The sequence below is a fragment of the Robiginitalea sp. SC105 genome (assembly GCF_014243345.1).
Classification (GTDB): Bacteria; Bacteroidota; Bacteroidia; order Flavobacteriales; family Flavobacteriaceae; genus Robiginitalea.
Genome location: NZ_JACLZF010000002.1, coordinates 223898 through 241188 on the forward strand (window position 1 = coordinate 223898; position 17291 = coordinate 241188).

Here is a 17291-nt window from a genome sequence, read left to right on the forward strand (position 1 = left end):
CATGTTTAAAGAATTTTTGGAACGGCTCGGTTGGATGAATATCGTGCTGCTCCTGATTGTCTTCTCCATCATTGTGGTTTCGGAGATACGATACTTGCAGGGACATACCCTGGAAGCCATATTCATCGGGTTATGGGCGCCAACCATACTGGGATTTATGAATTACCTTAAATACAAGAAGTAGCCATGGACCTCGTCCTTGTTTATTCCATCTTTGTCGGCCTGGTTTTTATGATCTGGTTGCTTTTTGTGATCCGGCAGTTCTACAAACTGCGGGACAAAGGCAAGTAATTTCATCCCGTTCCACCCGGTATCCGCTTCACTTTTGCCGGGTGCTTCAGCATATAGGATTGCAGTATTTTTTCGGTTTCCGGGTAATGGGGCTGCGGGTTGATATGCGCTTCCAGGTCGGGGAGGTGGTCCAACCTGCGATCTTCTGAAACAAAACCATACCCCCGGTAGGTGCCATCGGCAATCCATACCACTCCCCGTTCTTCGGGTTCCCGCCCCCGTTCGGCAATGATCAGGTGCTCGGCTTCCGGTTTCCGGGCTTCCAGTGCAGCGCGGACCCGGGAATTATAGGTTTCCGGCGACTCCTCCCCCCGACAGATGCCGTCACAGACCGGCACCCGGAAATGGCTGCAGGTGGCGACCCCTTCCTGGAGGTGGCAGTATTTGGCGCAAAGCCCGAATTCCGTACACAACTGTTCCATAAACAGCCGGGCATCCTCCTCCCTGAAAAAGACCCGCAGGGCCTGTTGCCCCCGGCTCAGCCGGTTTACGGCCAGGTGGATGATGCCATTCTGGTCCGGGTACCGGAAAAGGCCATAGGCAGGCCGGATCTTTTTCTGCGCCCGGTTGAAGCGCGGAAAATGTTTTTTGATGGCTGCGGCTTCCATCAGCAGCGCAACCAGGTCCGAACCGGATAATTCAAAGTCAATCCGGCTGGTTTCCCGGCACAGTTTCCGTTCCCGGTCCGAGGTGTCGTAAAAATGGCCGAGCACGCGCTTTTTGAGATTGATCGCTTTCCCGACGTAGATCACGGATCCTTTTGCATCTTTGAAAAAGTAGATCCCCGGGGCTTCGGGTAGTTTCCGGAATGATTCGACGGGCAGGTGGGGTGGCAGCGTACCTTCCCGGGACCGGGCGTTCAGGAAGCCGGCGATGGTATCCGGCCCGGAGGGCTGTTCTATGGCTTTCAACAGGAGCAGGGCCGTGGCATGGGCATCCCCTGCAGCCCGGTGCCGGTCTTTCAGGGGGATCTCCAGCGAACTGCACAGTTTTCCAAGGCTGTAGGAGCGAAGGCCCGGGAAAACCTTGCGGGACAGGCGGACCGTGCAGAGCTTTTTCCGCGTAAAATCCAGCCCGCAACGCTGGAATTCCTTCCGGACGATCGGGTAATCAAAGTTTACCGAATGCGCCACGAAGACCCGCCCGGAGGTAAAGGCCTCAATCTCCGGTGCAAGGGCGGAAAAATCAGGGGCGTTGCGGACCATGGCCGTACTGATGCCGGTGAGCCCGGTAATGAAGGCAGGGATTTCGCAACCGGGGTTTACCAGGCTGCTGAAGGAATCCACGATGCGGCCCTCATCGATATTGAAGAGCGCAATTTCGGTTATCCGGTTCCCGTGGATCCCGTTACCGGTGGTTTCTATGTCGACGACTGTGTACAAAAGGTCCTGGTCTGGCGGATCATAAAAGTACGATTTCGGACCCGGAATACAAGTCGGGGCTCGATTGAAAAAAATAAGGCAATCCGCTCCTTTGAATCAAAAATTTAGCGAATTTCGTACCCTGTTATATTGGAAACCGGGACCTGCTGTCCCGTCTATGAACCGACTTGTACAAACCGGTTTTCCTTCCGGAAGGAACCCCCAGGAGGAAATGGCATTGCAGTCAATGCGCCGGATCGTTTATCACGGTGTTCCTGTCTTAATCCCATCCCTGCAGCAGCCGGAGGACATGCCTTCAAACGATCGCCCCTCAGCGCCTGCACGGAGCCTGAACCTTATACAAATTTACAGTGGCGGCACGTTCCAAGAAACCCGAGGGTAAGCGAATCCTGCTGGTCTCCCGGTGGGGGGAAAGCCTCGATGTGGCCGTAACCATGCAGGAAGAAGGCCACTCTATAAAATTCTTTATCGACGACCGGCCCTCCCGGGAAATCGGGTATGGTTTTGTGCCCAAGGTCCGGGACTGGAGGAAGCATGTGGACTGGGCGGACCTCATTATCTTCGACTATACGGGTTACGGGGCCGAAGCCGACCGGCTGCGCAGCGAAGGCCGCTTGGTCTTTGGCGGTTCCGCCTACACGGACTCCCTGGAACTGGACCGCAATTTTGGCCAGCAGGAACTGCAGCGCCATAAAATAAAGACGATCCCATCCCACGAATTCCAGAGTTTCCAGGATGCCATCCGGTTTGTGGAAGCCAACCCGAACGCCTATGTGGTCAAACCCATGGGGGAGACCCAGGAACTCAAGCAGCTTTTGTTTGTAGGCAAGGACGACCGGGGAGAAGACGTGGTGCGCCTGCTGAAGGCCTATGAAAAATCCTGGGGGGCCGATTTCGGGACCTTCCAGTTGCAGCGTCGGGTCAAAGGGGTGGAGATTTCCATCTCGGCATTTTTCAACGGAAAAACCTTCCTGACGCCCTATAATGTTACCTTCGAACACAAGAAGCTCTTCCCCAAGGAAGTCGGGGTCTCCACCGGGGAGATGGGTTCCTCCATGTTCTGGACCTCCCAATCCCCCCTGTTCGAACGCACCCTGGAGAAATTCGGGCCAACCCTGGCCCGGGAAAATTTCCGGGGGCACCTCGATATCAACTGCATCGTCAACGGCAACGGGGTGTACCCCCTGGAATTCACTTCCCGCTTTGGTTACCCCCAGGTCTTTATCCAGCGGGCCGGCATCACCGAACCCCTGGGGGAGCTGTTCTTCGGGGTGGCCAATGGGAAGCGCACCACCCTGCAGGTCCGAAAAGGGTTCCAGGTAGGTGCCTTTATCGCCGTCCCCCCCTTTCCCTATGACGATAAAAAGACTTTTGACCTCTTCTCAAAAGACGCTGTGGTGGTTTTCCAGAAAGGGATGGAGGGGATCCACCCCATGCACCTGAAACAGGTAGGGGACCAGTGGCTGATCACCGGCAATACCGGCCTTGCCCTACTGGTGTCCGGTACCGGCCTGACCATGAAAGACGCCCAGCGCACCATGTACAACCGAATCGCAAGCGTCATTGTCAACAACGGGTATTACCGCACGGATATCGGCGATCGGTGGCAGGAAGATTCGGATAAACTCTGGTCCTGGGGCTACCTGTGATATGAAAGCACTTACGCTCACAGACTGGACCGGATCCCCCGAAAAATTCTTCCGGGAACTACCCGATGACTGGTCCGGGGACCTCCGGGCCATGTGGCCCGAAATAGCCGACGGATCCCGGATTCTGGTCAGCGCCGATAAGTCGGGGTTCCGGTGCGGGGGGATCGTCAGCCGCGCTCTCTTCCCGGATATGGCAGGCTATGCCTCCCAGGCCCAGGCCTTTTACAGGAAACAGTACTGGTATATCGGTTACCTGTATGTCCACCCGGATTACCGTTCGGATGGCCTGGGCACCCGCTGGCTGGAGGCGGTGCGCAAAGAGGTCCCGGCCCGCGGGTTCTGGCTGGTGATCGAGAAGATCGGCCTCTTGAAGTTCTACACCCGCTCGGGTTTCCACGTGCATGAAATCCTCCATGACGGCAAGCGCCGGGAATGGCTTCTGGCCGGCGCCCGCGAGGATTGGTGAAAGCTGGCCCGGCCTTGCGGTTTTTCTGTTTTCCCTCATGAAATTTTTCCGGGTGCTACCTCCCTGCAGCCCGCGGGGCTATTCTTGTCCCGCCGGTTCACCGAGCCGGCAGGAGGCCTCCGAAAATCCTGGAAAGAGTAGGAATGTATCAAATCCACTCATATGAAAACAATGATCACCATCCTCTTTCTGGGCCTTTTGGGCAATGCTTTTCCTGCGGATTGGCCGGTGGCGGCCGATGCCGAGACCCACTCCTGCCAGGCGCCGGAACAAAATCGGGAATCCACCGAGAAGATCCGGTTGCACGTCCTGCTTCGCAACGAGGTTGTGCAACAAACCTTCCAGACCGGGTACGTTACCGAAAAAGTTTTTGAAAACCTCGAGTTGCCCTTTGCTTCCGGGGAATTAAAGGAAAGGTTCATGGAGGCCGGCCTTTGCAAGGTATCCATCACGGTAACCGTAAGGGTAGGCATCGACTCCAGCTATGCAGAAGCCTCCATGACCGTAAGTGATGTGGACTGCGACCAGGTCGCGGCGACCATCAGGCGCATGAAAAACCAATTGCTGTCGGCCCTAAAATGAGGCTGGCGGGCAACGCCATCCCCGGAACCCTGCAGCTTGTGTCCCAATATGTGATACAGGCGGGCAGGGCTTGTTTTCTGAGCTGCCTGCTTTGGTCCGGGGAACTCCCCGGACAGCAACTGGCGGCCGATTACGAAGTGCTGCTGGACCTGGGTATGTTGCAGCGATTCCGGGCAAAGCTGTATGTGTCCGAAGAGCAGTCCCGGTTCGACTGGGGGATTCCGGAGGAACCCCTGGGACCTGAAAAGGATCGCGAGGTACGGGTACAGCTGCAGGTTCCCGACAGCGTGGGCCGGTTCAACTTCACCGACTTCCGGGAGGGATTTCTGTATACCCCTGTATTTACCCTCGAAGGCAGAATTCGGGTGCTCCGGGAGGCCATTACGGAAATTGACTGGGAACTGACGCCGCAGCGGACGGAGATTGGCCCGTACCGGTGCCGGCTTGCACGGGGCAGGTTCCGGGGCCGGCACTACCGGGTCTGGTACGCCCCGGATATCCCCGCCCGTTCAGGCCCCTGGAAACTGCACGGCCTCCCGGGTTTGGTCGTTACGGCCCGGGAGGAGGATAATGCGGTGTTCTTCAGGTTGACGGCACTGGAAGCTGTTGCCGATTTCCCGGAAACCCCGCTTGTGGGTTTTGAACCCATGGACCTGGAGGAATACCGGGAGCATCGTCAAAAGCGGGCGGTTGGGCTGCTCCGCAGGATACAGACCCGGATGCCCCGAGGCACGGAAATCAGGATCACCGAACAAAAACACCTTGAAATATTTCGGTGAACGCCCGGAGAGGTCCTGCCAAATTCCTTCCGGCGCCGTCTTTTTTTGGATGGGCCTTGCCTTGCTGGCGATCACCCCGGGGCTATCCCAGGAAGGGATCCGGGGCCGCGTGACCGACAGGTCCGGACAACCCATCCCTTTTGCAAATATTACCCTGGAGCGTTTGCCGGATTCCCTTATGGTGGGCTATACCTATACCGATACCACCGGATATTACCACCTCTTTTGCCCATCACCCGGGCAGTACCGGGTAACGTTCAGGTCGCTGGGCTGGAAACCCGTCCGGAATTTCGTGCGATGTGGTGACCTCTCCGGCAGGCTCCCTGAATTCCTGGAGGTGCAACTGGAGATGCAGCCCCTGGAACTGGACACGGTGGTTGTCCGTGCGGGTAACCCCATTCAGGTTCGGGGGGATACGGTTGAAATGCGCGTTTCTTCCTTTCGACGGGGGAATGAATCCGTGGTGCGGGACGTGCTGTCCCGCCTTCCGGGGATTGAAGTCGATGCCTTGGGGAACATCCGCGTACAGGGCAAACCCGTCGAAAAGGTCCTTGTTGAGGGAGACGACGTGTTCGGCAGGGGATACCGGGTCCTGACCAACAACCTGGGGGCCGGGGTCATCGACCGGGTTCAGGTGCTCCGTAACTTCGATGTCAACCCGCTCCTGAAGGGCATCCGCGATTCCCAAGGGGTTGCGCTCAACCTGGTACTGAAGGAGGAAGCAAAGAACTCCTTCTTTGGCAATGCGGCCCTGGGCGCTGGTTTGCCGGATCGGTATGCCACGCTGTTGAATGGGGCAAACCTTCGGAAAGGCAGCAAACTATTCGGGATCGGCAACCTGAACAATACGGGGAGGGATGCCTCCGGTACAGCCTATGAGTTGCTGTACCCCGAGGGGCGGGACGGGTTTGAGGCTCCGGGTGACGGCCTTTCCCTCCCATCCCATATACCGGGAGGTATGCGGGCAGGCGGGCTGCAAGAAAACCGATATAAATCCAATAACCCCGAGCTCGCAGCGGTGAGTGCGCGGTTCCGGGGTGGAGCATCAACCGGCCTGCAGGCCCTGCTGGTTTACGCGGGGGATGAAACAACTGCCATGGGGAACACGACGGAAACTTACCGGGCCGCTGGCCTGGATTTCACCAATACGGAATACAGGATGGAGCGCACCGGCGAAAGCGCTCTGATGGGAAGGGTCAGCATGGAATACCTAAAGGGCAAAAACCGCTTGCTAATCGGGAATTCCTTGAAATTTGGCAGGTCTGGTATTCGAAAGGTGCAGGAGTTCAATGGCCGGCCTTTCCCCGAACGGGCGGTTGAGACGCGTCGCGGGGTGGACAGCCGGATGGAATTTACCCGTCGGATGGACAGCAGCCACGCCCTGCAGGTCTCCTTCAGGTATATCGATGACCGGCGTCCTTCTGAAAACCTGGTGCGGCATATTTCCTTAGGGAATTTTTTCCCGCAAATGAGCGGTACGGGAGACGGCAAGCAGGACCGGGATGGAAGGCTCACCTTTATTGGGGCAGAAGGGTCCTTTCTGGGCAAAGGCCCCCGGGGACGGGTAGGATGCAGGCTCGGGTTTGCCAATGGGAGGGAACATCTTTTGACCCGCCTTGGTTTTGAGAAAGAGGGAGAAATACGCTTCCCCGGCCCCGATTTCGCCGCCAGGGTTACCAATCAATTGCGTGAGTTTTACCTGGCGGGTAATTTGGAAAGGCAGATCGGAACAGCGGTTTCATTGGAAATTGGCTTAAGGGGCATCCTGGGCCAGAACACGCTGAGGGAAGCCAATCCCGGGATGGGGACCGATTTTCCGAGGATATCGGAGTTCAACTGGAGTTCCCAACCGCAGGCTTCGGACAGGCTGGTCGGGGGGCATTTCTCCAGCTTCATTCCCCGGGTGGGCGTGACCTGGAAACCGGACAACCTGAATGCCTGGCGCTTATCTTATGCCTATGACCTGCAGATACCCCCTTTGGAGGATCAGGCTGCGGTCTGGATACTGGAAGGGTACCGGACTCTGCAAAAGGGTATCGGGGGTTTTATCCGGATGAGGAGCCACCGCCTGCTGGCAGCCTACCAGTTCGGGAACTGGGCCAGGCAAACCCTTGTAAATACTTCCTTTTCCTATGTGTTCGATAAGGAATATGCGGGAAGCACCTCCCGGGTACAACCGGATTTTGCGCTTATCCGGAAGGTGGTTTACCAGGGCCGTGACCTGGCTACCTTCAGTGCCTCCTTCGACTGGTTCCGGGAGGCCCTAGCCTCCAACCTGAAGGTGAAACTAAACCTGGCCTGGCAGTCATTTGAAGATACTGTGAATTTTCAAAAACGGACCGTTGCTCTTTCCTCCTTCCAGGTGGGGGCCGAATGGCGGACTGCCTGGACAGGCGGGTTCAACTTCCATGCAGGCAGCAACTGGAACCTGTCATCTGCCCGCGCCGGCCTCGTTTCCAGTTCCCTTCTGAACAGTAGTTTCCTGGACCTCGAATTCCGGCCGGATACCCGATGGTTCCTGACCCTGAAATCCATCCGGCAGCGATTCCGGGCTGCCGGGAGCCATGCCGGGACCTGGTTGGCAGATCTGGAGGTACGCTTCCAGCCGGCGCCGGCGCGCGCGGGTTTGCGGCTCGGTATCCGCAATGTGTTCAATGCACGCAGTTATCTTTCGCGCCAGGCCACCGATACGGGGGAGGTGCTAACCGAACTGGCGCTTACCCCCAGGATGTTCCTGTTGGAAGCAGACTTCAGGTTCTGAATCCCCGGCGCCGGGATAGGCGGCGCTTTTGGAAAGGGCCGTTAAAGTTTGTAAAATGCAAAAAACTCCTCCCATGCCTACCTTTGCCGACCAGATACTGGCATTTAACCGGGAAGTCCACTATACCGGTGACCTTCCCGATGGTATCCGCATACTGAATCCATTTCGTTCCAACCCGGAGGTCCTGCGCATCTCAGCCGCATTTTACAGGAAATTCTATTCGGATCAGCAACCGCGAAAACTGATCCTGGGGATCAACCCGGGCAGGCTGGGCGCAGGGGCGACGGGGATACCGTTTACGGACAGCAAACGCCTGAAGGACCCCTGCGGTTTGGAAGCGGGGGAACTGCAGACCCACGAGCCGTCTTCGGTCTTCGTCTATGAAGTGATCGAGGCCATGGGCGGGCCAGAGGCGTTTTACCGCCAATTCTATATCAATTCTGTTAGCCCGCTCGGTTTTGTCCGCAGGAATAAAAAGGGGAACTGGGTCAACTGCAATTACTATGATTTCCCGGAATTGTTCGCAGTAGTAAAACCCTTTATCCTGGAGAACCTACGCATTCAGGCCGGGTTTGGGGTTGCCACGTCCACATGCTATGCGCTGGGCAAAAAAAATGCCCGGTTCCTCGAGGAATTGAACCGGGAGGCGGGGCTGTTCGGCCAAATCCTGGCCCTGGACCACCCGCGGTATATCGTTCAGTATAAATCAAAGGAAATACCGGGTTATGTGGCCAAATACAAACGGACACTGGAACAGGGCTGACCTGGGAAACCCTCGTTTTTCTATGGTTTTTATACCATCCATACCGGAAAATTCCGCATATATTCAGGTTACCCCCGGAGAAAGACCAATCCTTTGCCCGTGGATAAGCCCATTGCCGATCTTCACTGTCATCCGAGCCTGAAGCCGCATCTCAACGAATCGATACCCAGTATCTGGCATCCGGCCGGTAACCCTATGGCCTGGCAGGTTTTCCGGGCGTTCAGCATCCGCAAGCTGGCACTCTCCCGGACCCTCAGCAAGCTGGCCCGGGTTACCCAGTCCAACCTCGATTCGTGTCTGGCAGGCAATAACCGGTTGCTTTTCTGCAGCCTGTATCCCTTTGAGCGGGAATTCCTAAGGCCCGACCGCCCCTTTAAACGGGCTTCCCTTTTGGTACGGACGGCCCTGAGGATCCTGATGCGAAGCCGGTATGTAAAAAGTGTGGATATCAAAATGATCCGATTGGTAACCGGCATCTCCGAAAGGTGGGCGGGATGGTTCCTGGACCAGGTCCATGGACGGGAAGCATGGATCGACTATTTCGGTGATTATACCCGGGAATACAGGTATTTGCTGAAATCACAGGGGCCCAGGCCGGGCATCGGGTCCGGGGTGGCGCTTCCCGAATTCCGGCTGGTGCGGTCCTTCGCGGAATTCGAAAAACAGGAGGGCGGCCCTGTAATTTGCGGTATCCTTACCCTGGAAGGCCTGCACGGGCTGGGGAAGTACCCGAAAAGGTTGCTGCGGAATGACGGGCCCTTCGAAGACCTTGAGGTCAGGATGCGGAACCAGATAACCGAAAGCTTTGTAAAGAACCTGCGGGCGCTGAAGACCTCTGAGCGGCAACCGGACACAGGCGAAACGGGATACGCCCCTTTCTTTATTACGTTTTCCCACCACATGAATAATTTCCTGGCCGGGCACGCCCGGAGTTTCGGGGGGTTGTTCGGGTTGGTCTTTAACCAGCAGCCCGGCATGGGACGGGGGTTCTCCTCCCTGGGCAGGCAGCTGGCAGACCAGCTGCTGGAGCGGGGCCCGGATTCGTGCCGGATCCTGATCGACACCAAACACATGTCCCTGTTGGCACGGAAGGAATATTACCAGCGCATCAAGGCCATGCGGGAGGCGGGAGATATCGTACCGGTAATTTCCAGCCACTCGGCGGTCAATGGCCTGGTAAGCCTGGATGCCGCCGCTGCCAACAACAACAGCGACCACAACGAGCGCCGCTCCTTTGTAAGCAAATTTTCCATCAACCTGACCGACGAGGATATTCGCGAAACCCTGGCTTCCGATGGGCTGATCGGTATCTGTATGCACGACGGCCGCATGCCCGGGAAAAAATTCAAAAGGAAGCTGAAAGCGGTCAGGGCCTATAAGGAAAAAGCGAAACGCCTGTATGCCCAGATGTTCCTGACCAATGTCTTCCACATCGTCCGGGTTGGGGCGGCCCACCTCGAAACGGGTGCTGCAGTTGCCGGGGAGCGGGACCCGTGGAAGGTCATCGCGTTGGGAACGGACAATGACGGCATCGTAGACCCCTTTGATACCTACAGGACGGCAGCGGACCTGCCCGCCTTCCGGGACCATCTGGTGGAGGCGCTCAAAGCCCAGGAGCAGCCTTATATGAAGGAGTTCAGGGTGCTGTCCCTGCCTTCGGAGGCCCCCATGGAACCCGGGGAAATACGGCGCCTGATGATGGGACAGACCCCCGAGCAGATCGCCGGGCGGGTGTTTTACGGGAATACGCGCCGGTTTTTAAAAACGTATTTCACGGATGCCTATCGCTACCAACAACCTATTGCCTGAGGGCTTAAAATGTGATCCATGCAGCAGATGAACAATGAAATGATCGTTTCCTACCTCACCCTGAGGAAGACCATTGGCTACGTGGCGGTAGGCATGCCTGTTTTCCTGGTGGTGGGATCCGTGCTGGTCGGGGATTGCTCCGAAATCCAGAGCTCCATCAGCGATTATTACCACACCCAGATGCGGGATGGCCTGGTAGGGACCATCTGCGCGATCGCCTTCTTCCTATTTGCCTATAAGGGGTATGATGTCAGGGATTTCCGAGCCACGCGACTCGCAGGGGTCTCGGCCCTTTTGGTGGCCTTTTTTCCGACCATCTTCACCGGGGAAGCCGTTGCCCCCTGCAATGACGTCAGGCCAATCGAAAATGGCCTGGTCAATAACATCCATTTTATCAGCGCCTTGGTATTTTTCCTGACCCTCTCCTATATTTCCCTCTTCCTTTTCACCCAGAGCAACCGGTCCCCGTCCCATTGGGCCCGACCCAAGAAGAACCGCAACCGCATTTACCGGATATGCGGCATGGTCATGCTGGGGTGTATCGGTTTACTGGCCCTGTATTTCTTCTGGCTGGAGGAGCACTACCCGGAACTGGGCGCCTACGATCCGGTATTCTGGCTTGAATCCCTTGCATTATGGGCTTTCGGGCTCTCCTGGCTTACCAAGGGCCGGCTCTTCTTCAGGGAATCCACAAAGGAGATCAGCGGATAATATCGCGCAATACGATCTGTTCCGGCACGATGGGAAGCGGGATGATTTGCAGGGGGTTGGCCTCGAAATCCGTCAGGACCACGCCGCCCTGGGGGGATCCATCGCCCTGTACGTAAGCGATCAGGATCAACCCCGAATCCGGGTCGGCATCGAAATTCCCGAACAGGAACCGGTTGCCCGTTTCACGTTCGATACGCGCCTGCAGCAAGGGCAGGAAGGGTTCCCCCCCTGCGGCATAGCTACCTGTCGTCAGGTCATAGAGGGCGGGTTGGGAAAAAAACAGGCTGGGTTGCTGGTAGATATAGGAAACCAGTACCAGGTCCCCGGAAAAGCGGGTCCTGAAAAGCCCCTGGCTGAGGATGGGAAACCCCGGGGTGTTCCCCATATCCCCGAAGGTGAGGCTCCCGGTATTGAACGTCTCAAAGGACTGGTCCCTGCCAAAGAGCAGCAACTGTTCCCCCCTCAGGGCCGCCGCCACAAAATTGTCGGTAAGGTTCAGGGAAGTGACCAGGCTTCCGGCGGCCAGGTTAACCAGGCGCAACAGGGGCAAACCGGACCCGGAATCCGTAAAATACACAATGAGCAGGTCCCCGCTGAACAGCATATTGATCTGATCCTGCCCGGCGTTTTCCGTAAGCAGCAAATCCCTGCATGTCCCGGCCGCCCGGTCCAGGACCCGGAGGCGCGTTTCCGGCATACCGGCCCCGGAAAACAGGTTGTAGGCCATCACCACATAGTCCCCATTCCCCCAGATACTCCGCACCGATTTCGGAAAATCGGTTTCCGTGGAGAAACCGCACACATCCATTTGGGTAAAGACCTCCCCGGATTCCAGGTCCTTATAGTAGACCCGCGATTCCTGGCCTTCCCAGGTATAATAGGCTATGGAGGCCGTATCGACCTGATTCCGGCCGTTCTGAAGGAATTCCAGGTTGAATTCCCCGCTCACACTGATTAACTCGGGTTCCGGGGCGTCCGTCCGCATATTGGCCTGGACGACTTCCGTACCCGTATCGGCAAAGGCAGTGAAGGATACCACGGGGGTATCCCCCGCTTCATCCCGGCTTTCCGAAGTACAGGCAGACAGCCCCGACAGGGCGAGCGCTGCCAGCAGGAAGATCAGGTTCTTTTTCATAGCGAAGCCTATCGGTCCTAAAAATAGGGAAAAGCGGGGAAGGAAGCCCTGTTTTACGGCCATGTTATCCCGGAGGCATCGCTTTCCGGGAAATGACCTGCCCTCAGTCGCTTCTTATTTTTCAATCTTGCGCATATGCGCCTCAAACCCATTGAGTAATTCCTGCAGTTCCTTCAGTAAAACATCCCCTTCCTCATTGATCAGTTTCAGGTGCAGTACGGCCAGGGTCAGGCTGTTCCGGGATTCGGGGTCATTGAAAAATTCCAGGTATCCCGATTTGTCGTCTCTTAATTCAGCGGGTGTCCTGGGCCTCAGGTTGAATTTGTTTTCTGAAAGCATCCCGGTGTTCAAAACCTCCTGAACAAACAATTGGTCTCTGGAGTGGTTCCAGAGGTTTTCCTCGTCTTCCTGGTAATCCGCCACCAAATCCCGGAAGGCCGAGATACGGATTTTCAGGGAGTCGTTGGAAAAATCGTTCAGTTTTCCGGAGGACACCAGGGAAGTGTAGGTGCTGAAAGAGGGGTTATACGTCCAGCTGTAAAAGGCAAGGCGGTAGAGGGAGTCTATTTCGGGTAGTTCCCGGTTTGCCAGATCCGAGAATAACAGGTCGTTTATCGCGGCCAGCCTCGAATGGTGTTTGTCCCGGTTGATCCGTAGTTTCTGCAGGTTCCCATCGAACTCCGCTTTTAAAAACGCGAGGGATTCCAGTTCCCGCCTTTCCCGGACCCGTTCCTCATTCCAGTTATTTACGGCCAGGGCAATCAGGATGCCAATCACCACCAGTGCGATTTCCCCGATGGCGTAAAGGAGGTATTTGCTGAACTGGTTCCCGGCCAGCAGGCGCTGGCGGATTTTGCGCAGGAATGCAATCATGGGTTTTTGGTTCGGTTATTTTGGCTGTTTGCGCTGCTTCTTACCGGTTCACAGAAAAGTGCGATTGTAGTCACTCGGCTATCCGGTTGTATTTTTTCAGGATTTCGATTACCCGTTGCTCCGGCAGTTCGTATATGGTGGTATTGTTCTTCCCGGTCATGGTTTCTGCGGCCACCAGTGCATTCAGGATGGATTCCTCGGTGGCCTGGGCAGTGGCTTCGAAGAGCCCCGACATTTTATCGTTGGGGATCATCCGGACCTGCTGGTCTTCTTCCCGGCTGGCGGCACCCGGGTTGGCCGTTGAGAAGGCTATGAAAATATCCCCGGAACCATTGCTGGCATATCCCCCAAGCCGGCTGATGCCAATGGGGACCCTGCGGGCAAGCCTTTTGAGCTGGTGCGGAAGCAGGGGCGCATCTGTTGCGACGATGACGATGATCGAACCCCGGTCTTCTTCGGCCCTGAGCGGGTCCATTACGGGCATGAGATCCGTGATTTCCCTACCCACGGGCACCCCGGCAATCGTGAAGGTCCTGCGGTTCCCGTAGTTGGCCTGGACCAGCACCCCGATGGTGTAGGTGGTCCCGCCAACCTCCAATTGGCGGGAGGAAGTCCCGATCCCCCCTTTAAAGGCGTGGCAGATCATGCCGGTGCCGCCGCCGACACCGCCCTCCTCAACCGGCCCGGTTTTGGCATTGTCCAGGGCCGAAAACGCATGTTCCCTGGTTACATGGAATCCGTTGATGTCGTTCAGGTCCCCGTCATACGTTTCTGCCACCACGGGCAGTGCCCAAAAGACGTCCGGTTCATCAGGAAGCGGGTCATATACGTTGTTTTTGAACTGCCACTCCACCACCGCATCCCTTACAACACCTACGCTGTGCGTATTGGTGATCATTACGGGCCCCTCGAGGAAGCCGGATTCCTCCATCCAGGTGGTGCCGGTCATTTCCCCATTGCCGTTGAGGCTGTACCACCCGGCAAATACGGGGTCGTATTTTTTTCCCCTGGGCAAAACTGCCGTTACCCCGGTCCGGACGGGGCCATTGCCCACTTCCAGTTTCCCGTCGCCGGATATGAGGGTCGTATGCCCTACGGTTACCCCGCTGACGTCGGTAATCGCATTCAGGGGCCCCGGCTGCCCGTCCAGCGGGATGCCCAGGTCCCGGGCCCTGGGGTTTTGGCCAAAGGCCTGACTTATCAGGAACAGAGCAGACAGGGTGATTAGCGTGTTTTTCATAGGGTTGGTTTCAGAATAAGATTTCATTTGTGATGGTCGGAATTCCTGTTAATTCGTTTCAAGTCGATCGATTTCTTTTTTTATCTCCTCTTGCAAAGCGATCACTTTAGACCGGGTGTCTTCCAGGGGCCTTTTGATAAGCCAACCAAATTGATTCCTCTGCGACCTCAGGAAGAACAGGTAGGCCTGATCCGTTTTTAACTGTTCAAAATCCAGTGGGGACATGGTGCCCCCGCTGTAGTTGAGATCGGTATGGTCACCTTGCCAGAAATCCTTGAATCGTGAGGGGAACAACTCATCCCTGGCGCGAAACAGGAATTCGATGTAAAGGGTTTCGAAATTTTTGATCCACAGGTCTTCGTCTTCGTAAAGCAGGACGATTTTATTCCGGATGACCTCATTGGATATCAGGCTGACACCGACTGATTTCAATGTTTCGAATACGTGGTTGGCCATGTCTGCATCAATAAAAATACGCGTCGAGGTAAAAAAGTGCTGGTCCAGGGAGTCGTTATACGGTAAGTTGTTCTCCAGGTGGTCCAAAAGGATGTCGATGGAATTTTCATTTTGCCGGTAGAAGGCCAGCCCTTCTTCGAACTGGACCAGGTCATTCTTAAATTGCAGGTCAAATGCCTGCAGGATTTCAATTTCCTTTTTTAACAGAAGCTTGTCCTCGTTCCAGTTATTGATCTGCAGGGCGATCAATATTCCTATTACGACCAGGGCAATCTCGCCGATTGCATAAATCAGGTACTTGCTGATTTTGTAGTCGTTAAGCAGACTTTGGCGGATTTTGCGGAAGAATGCAATCATGGGTTGCGGGTTGGCTGGTATGAAATGCAGCGTTGCAGTTGATATGCCTAATATTCCCGGCAACCGCTACAGCGGATGCTGAATTTCATAAAGATCAAGGTAGCAAAATTCCTCCGGTTATATATGGTGGGGGGAGAAAGTACCCAAAGTGCTGAAAAGGTTGGTTTACGAGTAAATGGAGATGATCCAGGCAACATAGAACCAACCCAGCCCAACCCAGCTGATCGGGTGTATACGCCCCAGGATAGGTTCTGTGGGTAATGCGATTGCCCAGAAATCAATCCGCAAGATATTCCAGTGGCTCCCTGGATCCCGTCATCTGCCAGTGCCCCAGCGAAATGGGGATGTTGCCGATTTGGTTCAGGGTATCCAAAAAATCCTTAAGTATAAAGGGTTCACCCCGGGATTCCCGTAACCGGGCGTAGTCGGCCAGGGCGCTTTCCAGCAGGTATTTGCCCGTGATGTAACTGGTGCCATATCCCGGCTGCCGCAGGTATAAATGCTGCTCAAAGAGGAGGAGCTCTTTTTCGGTCTTCATCCACCCTCGGGGGGTGTATTCGCTGTGGATGCCGCCGGCTTCCTCCATGGTCATCTCGTTGGCATGGGCGTACAACGAGCCCAGCCCCCTGGCAGCCCGCTGCGCGATCATGATATAGACAATCTCCCGGGTCCTGGGGCTGTCGTCATACAGACCGGCTTGCATAAATAGTTCCTCAACCGCGGTGGCAGTCCCCTCGTTCCGTGAATCGAAAATGTTGTACAGCAGGGGGCCTTTGCGCACCTCGCTTTCATGCGGCTCATTGTCCATGCGCGCCAACTCAAACCAATGGTAGAAATGGGAGTACAGGGGCCTGGGGTCAAAATGTTCCCCGATCAGGAAAAAGTTCCGCTTTTCCCGGGGTACGTACGCCCCCAAATGCTCCCGCAACGCAGGGTCAAAATAGGGTTTCACCGTTACGATATCCTGCTGGTCCAGGAATTCCATCAGGCTTCTGGCAGCCGCGTCGGCCATCTCTGCATAGGCTTCCGGGGAGTTGGCATCCACCAGCTCCGGGAGGTTCCGGTTCCGGTGTTCTTCCAGTTTCAGTGAGGCCCAGGCCCGGGCCAGTTCGCGTTTGAGGAGCATTACCTCGTCTTCCCAGGTCAGGGGGACCAGGTGGACATTTTGCTGGTACCAGGTGTAGTGGTCCTTCCCGATTCCCGAGGGCCCCGTTTTGGATTCCGATTCGGCCTGCAACCAGGAAACGAGTTCCTCCGTGGAGGCGATGGCTTCATCGATCACTGAAACCAGTTCCGCATCGCCCCGGACAGGTTCCTGCATTTTCAGGTCGTTCAGCACCACCCCCTGTTCCCGGATATCCCGGATGCCGGCTATCCACAGGTCCCGGGCATTACCGGTGAGGTTTTGCCGGGCCTGGGCATTCAGGGGGGCAATGATTTTAAGGTCGGACAGCAAGCTGCTTCGTTCTTCCGCCGACAGGGGGAAGCGGTAGGTCCAGAGTTCCGTGGTGGCATGGTGGGTGGGTCCTTCATGGGCGGGCACATCGCTGCGGTCGGTCCATACCGACTTGTAATAGGCGGGGTCCCGCGCCCAGGGCTGCAATACCCGGTAGTTGAAATCGTAGCCATTCATCTCCGCCCAGGTAACCATCCAGTCCACCTGCTGTTCCACCGGCCAGGCGGTGGTGTCAATGGCCTGTAACCGGGCTTGGAGTTCTTTGAATTCGGGCCATCGCGCCTCAAAGGTTTCGGCTGTATAGTCCGGGGCGCCGTCGCGGAGCGGGGGTTTTTCAAAGGCCCGCCACTCCTGGAACAAGGCCGCCAGATCGCGGTAGTCATTGGATGTAAACTGGGTTGTGTCGGCTGTGGAACCGGGGATTTCCGCTTTTGGGTCACCCTGGCAGCTGATCAGCAGCACGGTCAAAAGCGAGAGGATAAGGGGAGGTGTTTTCATAGGTGGTTGGTACAACTTGCCGTGGAAGCGAGGGTTTCCAGGGGTGATTTTAGGTCAATTTAGGGAAATTCCGCGGATTGGTC

General features: G+C 56.2%; 15 protein-coding genes. 9 read left to right on the forward strand and 6 right to left on the reverse strand.

Features of this window, described 5'->3' with window-relative positions; genetic code table 11:
• Position 1: 1 nt before the first annotated feature.
• The gene (locus H7F20_RS10160; protein WP_185786074.1) at positions 2–184 is read left to right on the forward strand and encodes a hypothetical protein; all 183 of its coding nucleotides are present in this window, start codon (positions 2–4) and stop codon (positions 182–184) included.
• Positions 185–293: 109 nt separating this feature from the next.
• Here H7F20_RS10160 and H7F20_RS10165 read toward each other — a convergent pair whose 3' ends face one another.
• Entirely contained in the window at positions 294–1673 is a 1380-nt protein-coding gene (locus H7F20_RS10165) for an exonuclease domain-containing protein (protein ID WP_185786075.1), read from the reverse strand.
• A gap of 350 nt (positions 1674–2023) precedes the next feature.
• Between H7F20_RS10165 and H7F20_RS10170 the strand changes: the two genes are divergently transcribed.
• The 8 genes from H7F20_RS10170 to H7F20_RS10205 all read left to right on the forward strand — a co-directional run bounded on the left by H7F20_RS10170 (position 2024) and on the right by H7F20_RS10205 (position 11193).
• On the forward strand, positions 2024–3322 hold the full coding sequence (locus H7F20_RS10170; protein WP_185786076.1) for a phosphoribosylamine--glycine ligase: 1299 nt from the start codon (positions 2024–2026) through the stop codon (positions 3320–3322).
• A gap of 1 nt (position 3323) precedes the next feature.
• Positions 3324–3788: an N-acetyltransferase gene (locus tag H7F20_RS10175; RefSeq protein WP_185786077.1), complete on the forward strand. Its 465-nt coding sequence runs from the start codon at positions 3324–3326 to the stop codon at positions 3786–3788.
• A gap of 162 nt (positions 3789–3950) precedes the next feature.
• Entirely contained in the window at positions 3951–4370 is a 420-nt protein-coding gene (locus H7F20_RS10180; protein ID WP_185786078.1) for a hypothetical protein, read from the forward strand.
• Positions 4367–5149: a GLPGLI family protein gene (locus H7F20_RS10185; protein ID WP_185786079.1), complete on the forward strand. Its 783-nt coding sequence runs from the start codon at positions 4367–4369 to the stop codon at positions 5147–5149. The genes H7F20_RS10180 and H7F20_RS10185 overlap by 4 nt, the downstream gene beginning before the upstream one ends.
• The gene (locus tag H7F20_RS10190) at positions 5133–7910 is read left to right on the forward strand and encodes a carboxypeptidase-like regulatory domain-containing protein (protein WP_185786080.1); all 2778 of its coding nucleotides are present in this window, start codon (positions 5133–5135) and stop codon (positions 7908–7910) included. Before H7F20_RS10185 ends, H7F20_RS10190 begins: the two co-directional genes overlap by 17 nt.
• Before the next feature lie 73 nt (positions 7911–7983).
• Positions 7984–8673: an SMUG2 DNA glycosylase family protein gene (locus H7F20_RS10195; protein WP_185786081.1), complete on the forward strand. Its 690-nt coding sequence runs from the start codon at positions 7984–7986 to the stop codon at positions 8671–8673.
• Positions 8674–8868: 195 nt separating this feature from the next.
• Entirely contained in the window at positions 8869–10482 is a 1614-nt protein-coding gene (locus tag H7F20_RS10200; protein ID WP_185786082.1) for a hypothetical protein, read from the forward strand.
• Between the two features lie 18 nt (positions 10483–10500).
• Complete coding sequence (locus tag H7F20_RS10205) at positions 10501–11193, forward strand: DUF998 domain-containing protein (protein ID WP_185786083.1); 693 nt, start codon at positions 10501–10503, stop codon at positions 11191–11193.
• Here H7F20_RS10205 and H7F20_RS10210 read toward each other — a convergent pair.
• From H7F20_RS10210 to H7F20_RS10230, 5 genes are all read right to left on the reverse strand, one after another.
• A complete protein-coding gene (locus tag H7F20_RS10210) occupies positions 11183–12328 on the reverse strand; it encodes a hypothetical protein (RefSeq protein WP_185786084.1) in 1146 nt (381 codons plus the stop codon). The two genes, H7F20_RS10205 and H7F20_RS10210, sit on opposite strands and share 11 nt — an antisense overlap.
• Before the next feature lie 114 nt (positions 12329–12442).
• Positions 12443–13201 (reverse strand): DUF6090 family protein, encoded by a 759-nt coding sequence (locus H7F20_RS10215; protein ID WP_185786085.1) that lies wholly within the window; start codon positions 13199–13201, stop codon positions 12443–12445.
• 70 nt (positions 13202–13271) lie between these two features.
• Complete coding sequence (locus H7F20_RS10220; RefSeq protein ID WP_185786086.1) at positions 13272–14441, reverse strand: P1 family peptidase; 1170 nt, start codon at positions 14439–14441, stop codon at positions 13272–13274.
• 48 nt (positions 14442–14489) lie between these two features.
• Positions 14490–15254, reverse strand: a complete 765-nt coding sequence (locus H7F20_RS10225) for a DUF6090 family protein (protein WP_185786087.1) — start codon at positions 15252–15254, stop codon at positions 14490–14492.
• 277 nt (positions 15255–15531) lie between these two features.
• Positions 15532–17208: a hypothetical protein gene (locus H7F20_RS10230; RefSeq protein WP_185786088.1), complete on the reverse strand. Its 1677-nt coding sequence runs from the start codon at positions 17206–17208 to the stop codon at positions 15532–15534.
• Between the last annotated feature and the right edge of the window lie 83 nt (positions 17209–17291).

Coding starts and splice junctions, on each gene's coding strand:
- H7F20_RS10160 (WP_185786074.1), top strand. CDS start 2: ATGTTTAAAGAATTTTTGGAACGGCTCGGTTGGATGAATATCGTGCTG.
- H7F20_RS10175 (WP_185786077.1), top strand. CDS start 3,324: ATGAAAGCACTTACGCTCACAGACTGGACCGGATCCCCCGAAAAATTC.
- H7F20_RS10180 (WP_185786078.1), top strand. CDS start 3,951: ATGAAAACAATGATCACCATCCTCTTTCTGGGCCTTTTGGGCAATGCT.
- H7F20_RS10185 (WP_185786079.1), top strand. CDS start 4,367: ATGAGGCTGGCGGGCAACGCCATCCCCGGAACCCTGCAGCTTGTGTCC.
- H7F20_RS10195 (WP_185786081.1), top strand. CDS start 7,984: ATGCCTACCTTTGCCGACCAGATACTGGCATTTAACCGGGAAGTCCAC.
- H7F20_RS10200 (WP_185786082.1), top strand. CDS start 8,869: ATGGCCTGGCAGGTTTTCCGGGCGTTCAGCATCCGCAAGCTGGCACTC.
- H7F20_RS10205 (WP_185786083.1), top strand. CDS start 10,501: ATGCAGCAGATGAACAATGAAATGATCGTTTCCTACCTCACCCTGAGG.
- H7F20_RS10210 (WP_185786084.1), bottom strand. CDS start 12,328: ATGAAAAAGAACCTGATCTTCCTGCTGGCAGCGCTCGCCCTGTCGGGG.
- H7F20_RS10215 (WP_185786085.1), bottom strand. CDS start 13,201: ATGATTGCATTCCTGCGCAAAATCCGCCAGCGCCTGCTGGCCGGGAAC.
- H7F20_RS10220 (WP_185786086.1), bottom strand. CDS start 14,441: ATGAAAAACACGCTAATCACCCTGTCTGCTCTGTTCCTGATAAGTCAG.
- H7F20_RS10225 (WP_185786087.1), bottom strand. CDS start 15,254: ATGATTGCATTCTTCCGCAAAATCCGCCAAAGTCTGCTTAACGACTAC.
- H7F20_RS10230 (WP_185786088.1), bottom strand. CDS start 17,208: ATGAAAACACCTCCCCTTATCCTCTCGCTTTTGACCGTGCTGCTGATC.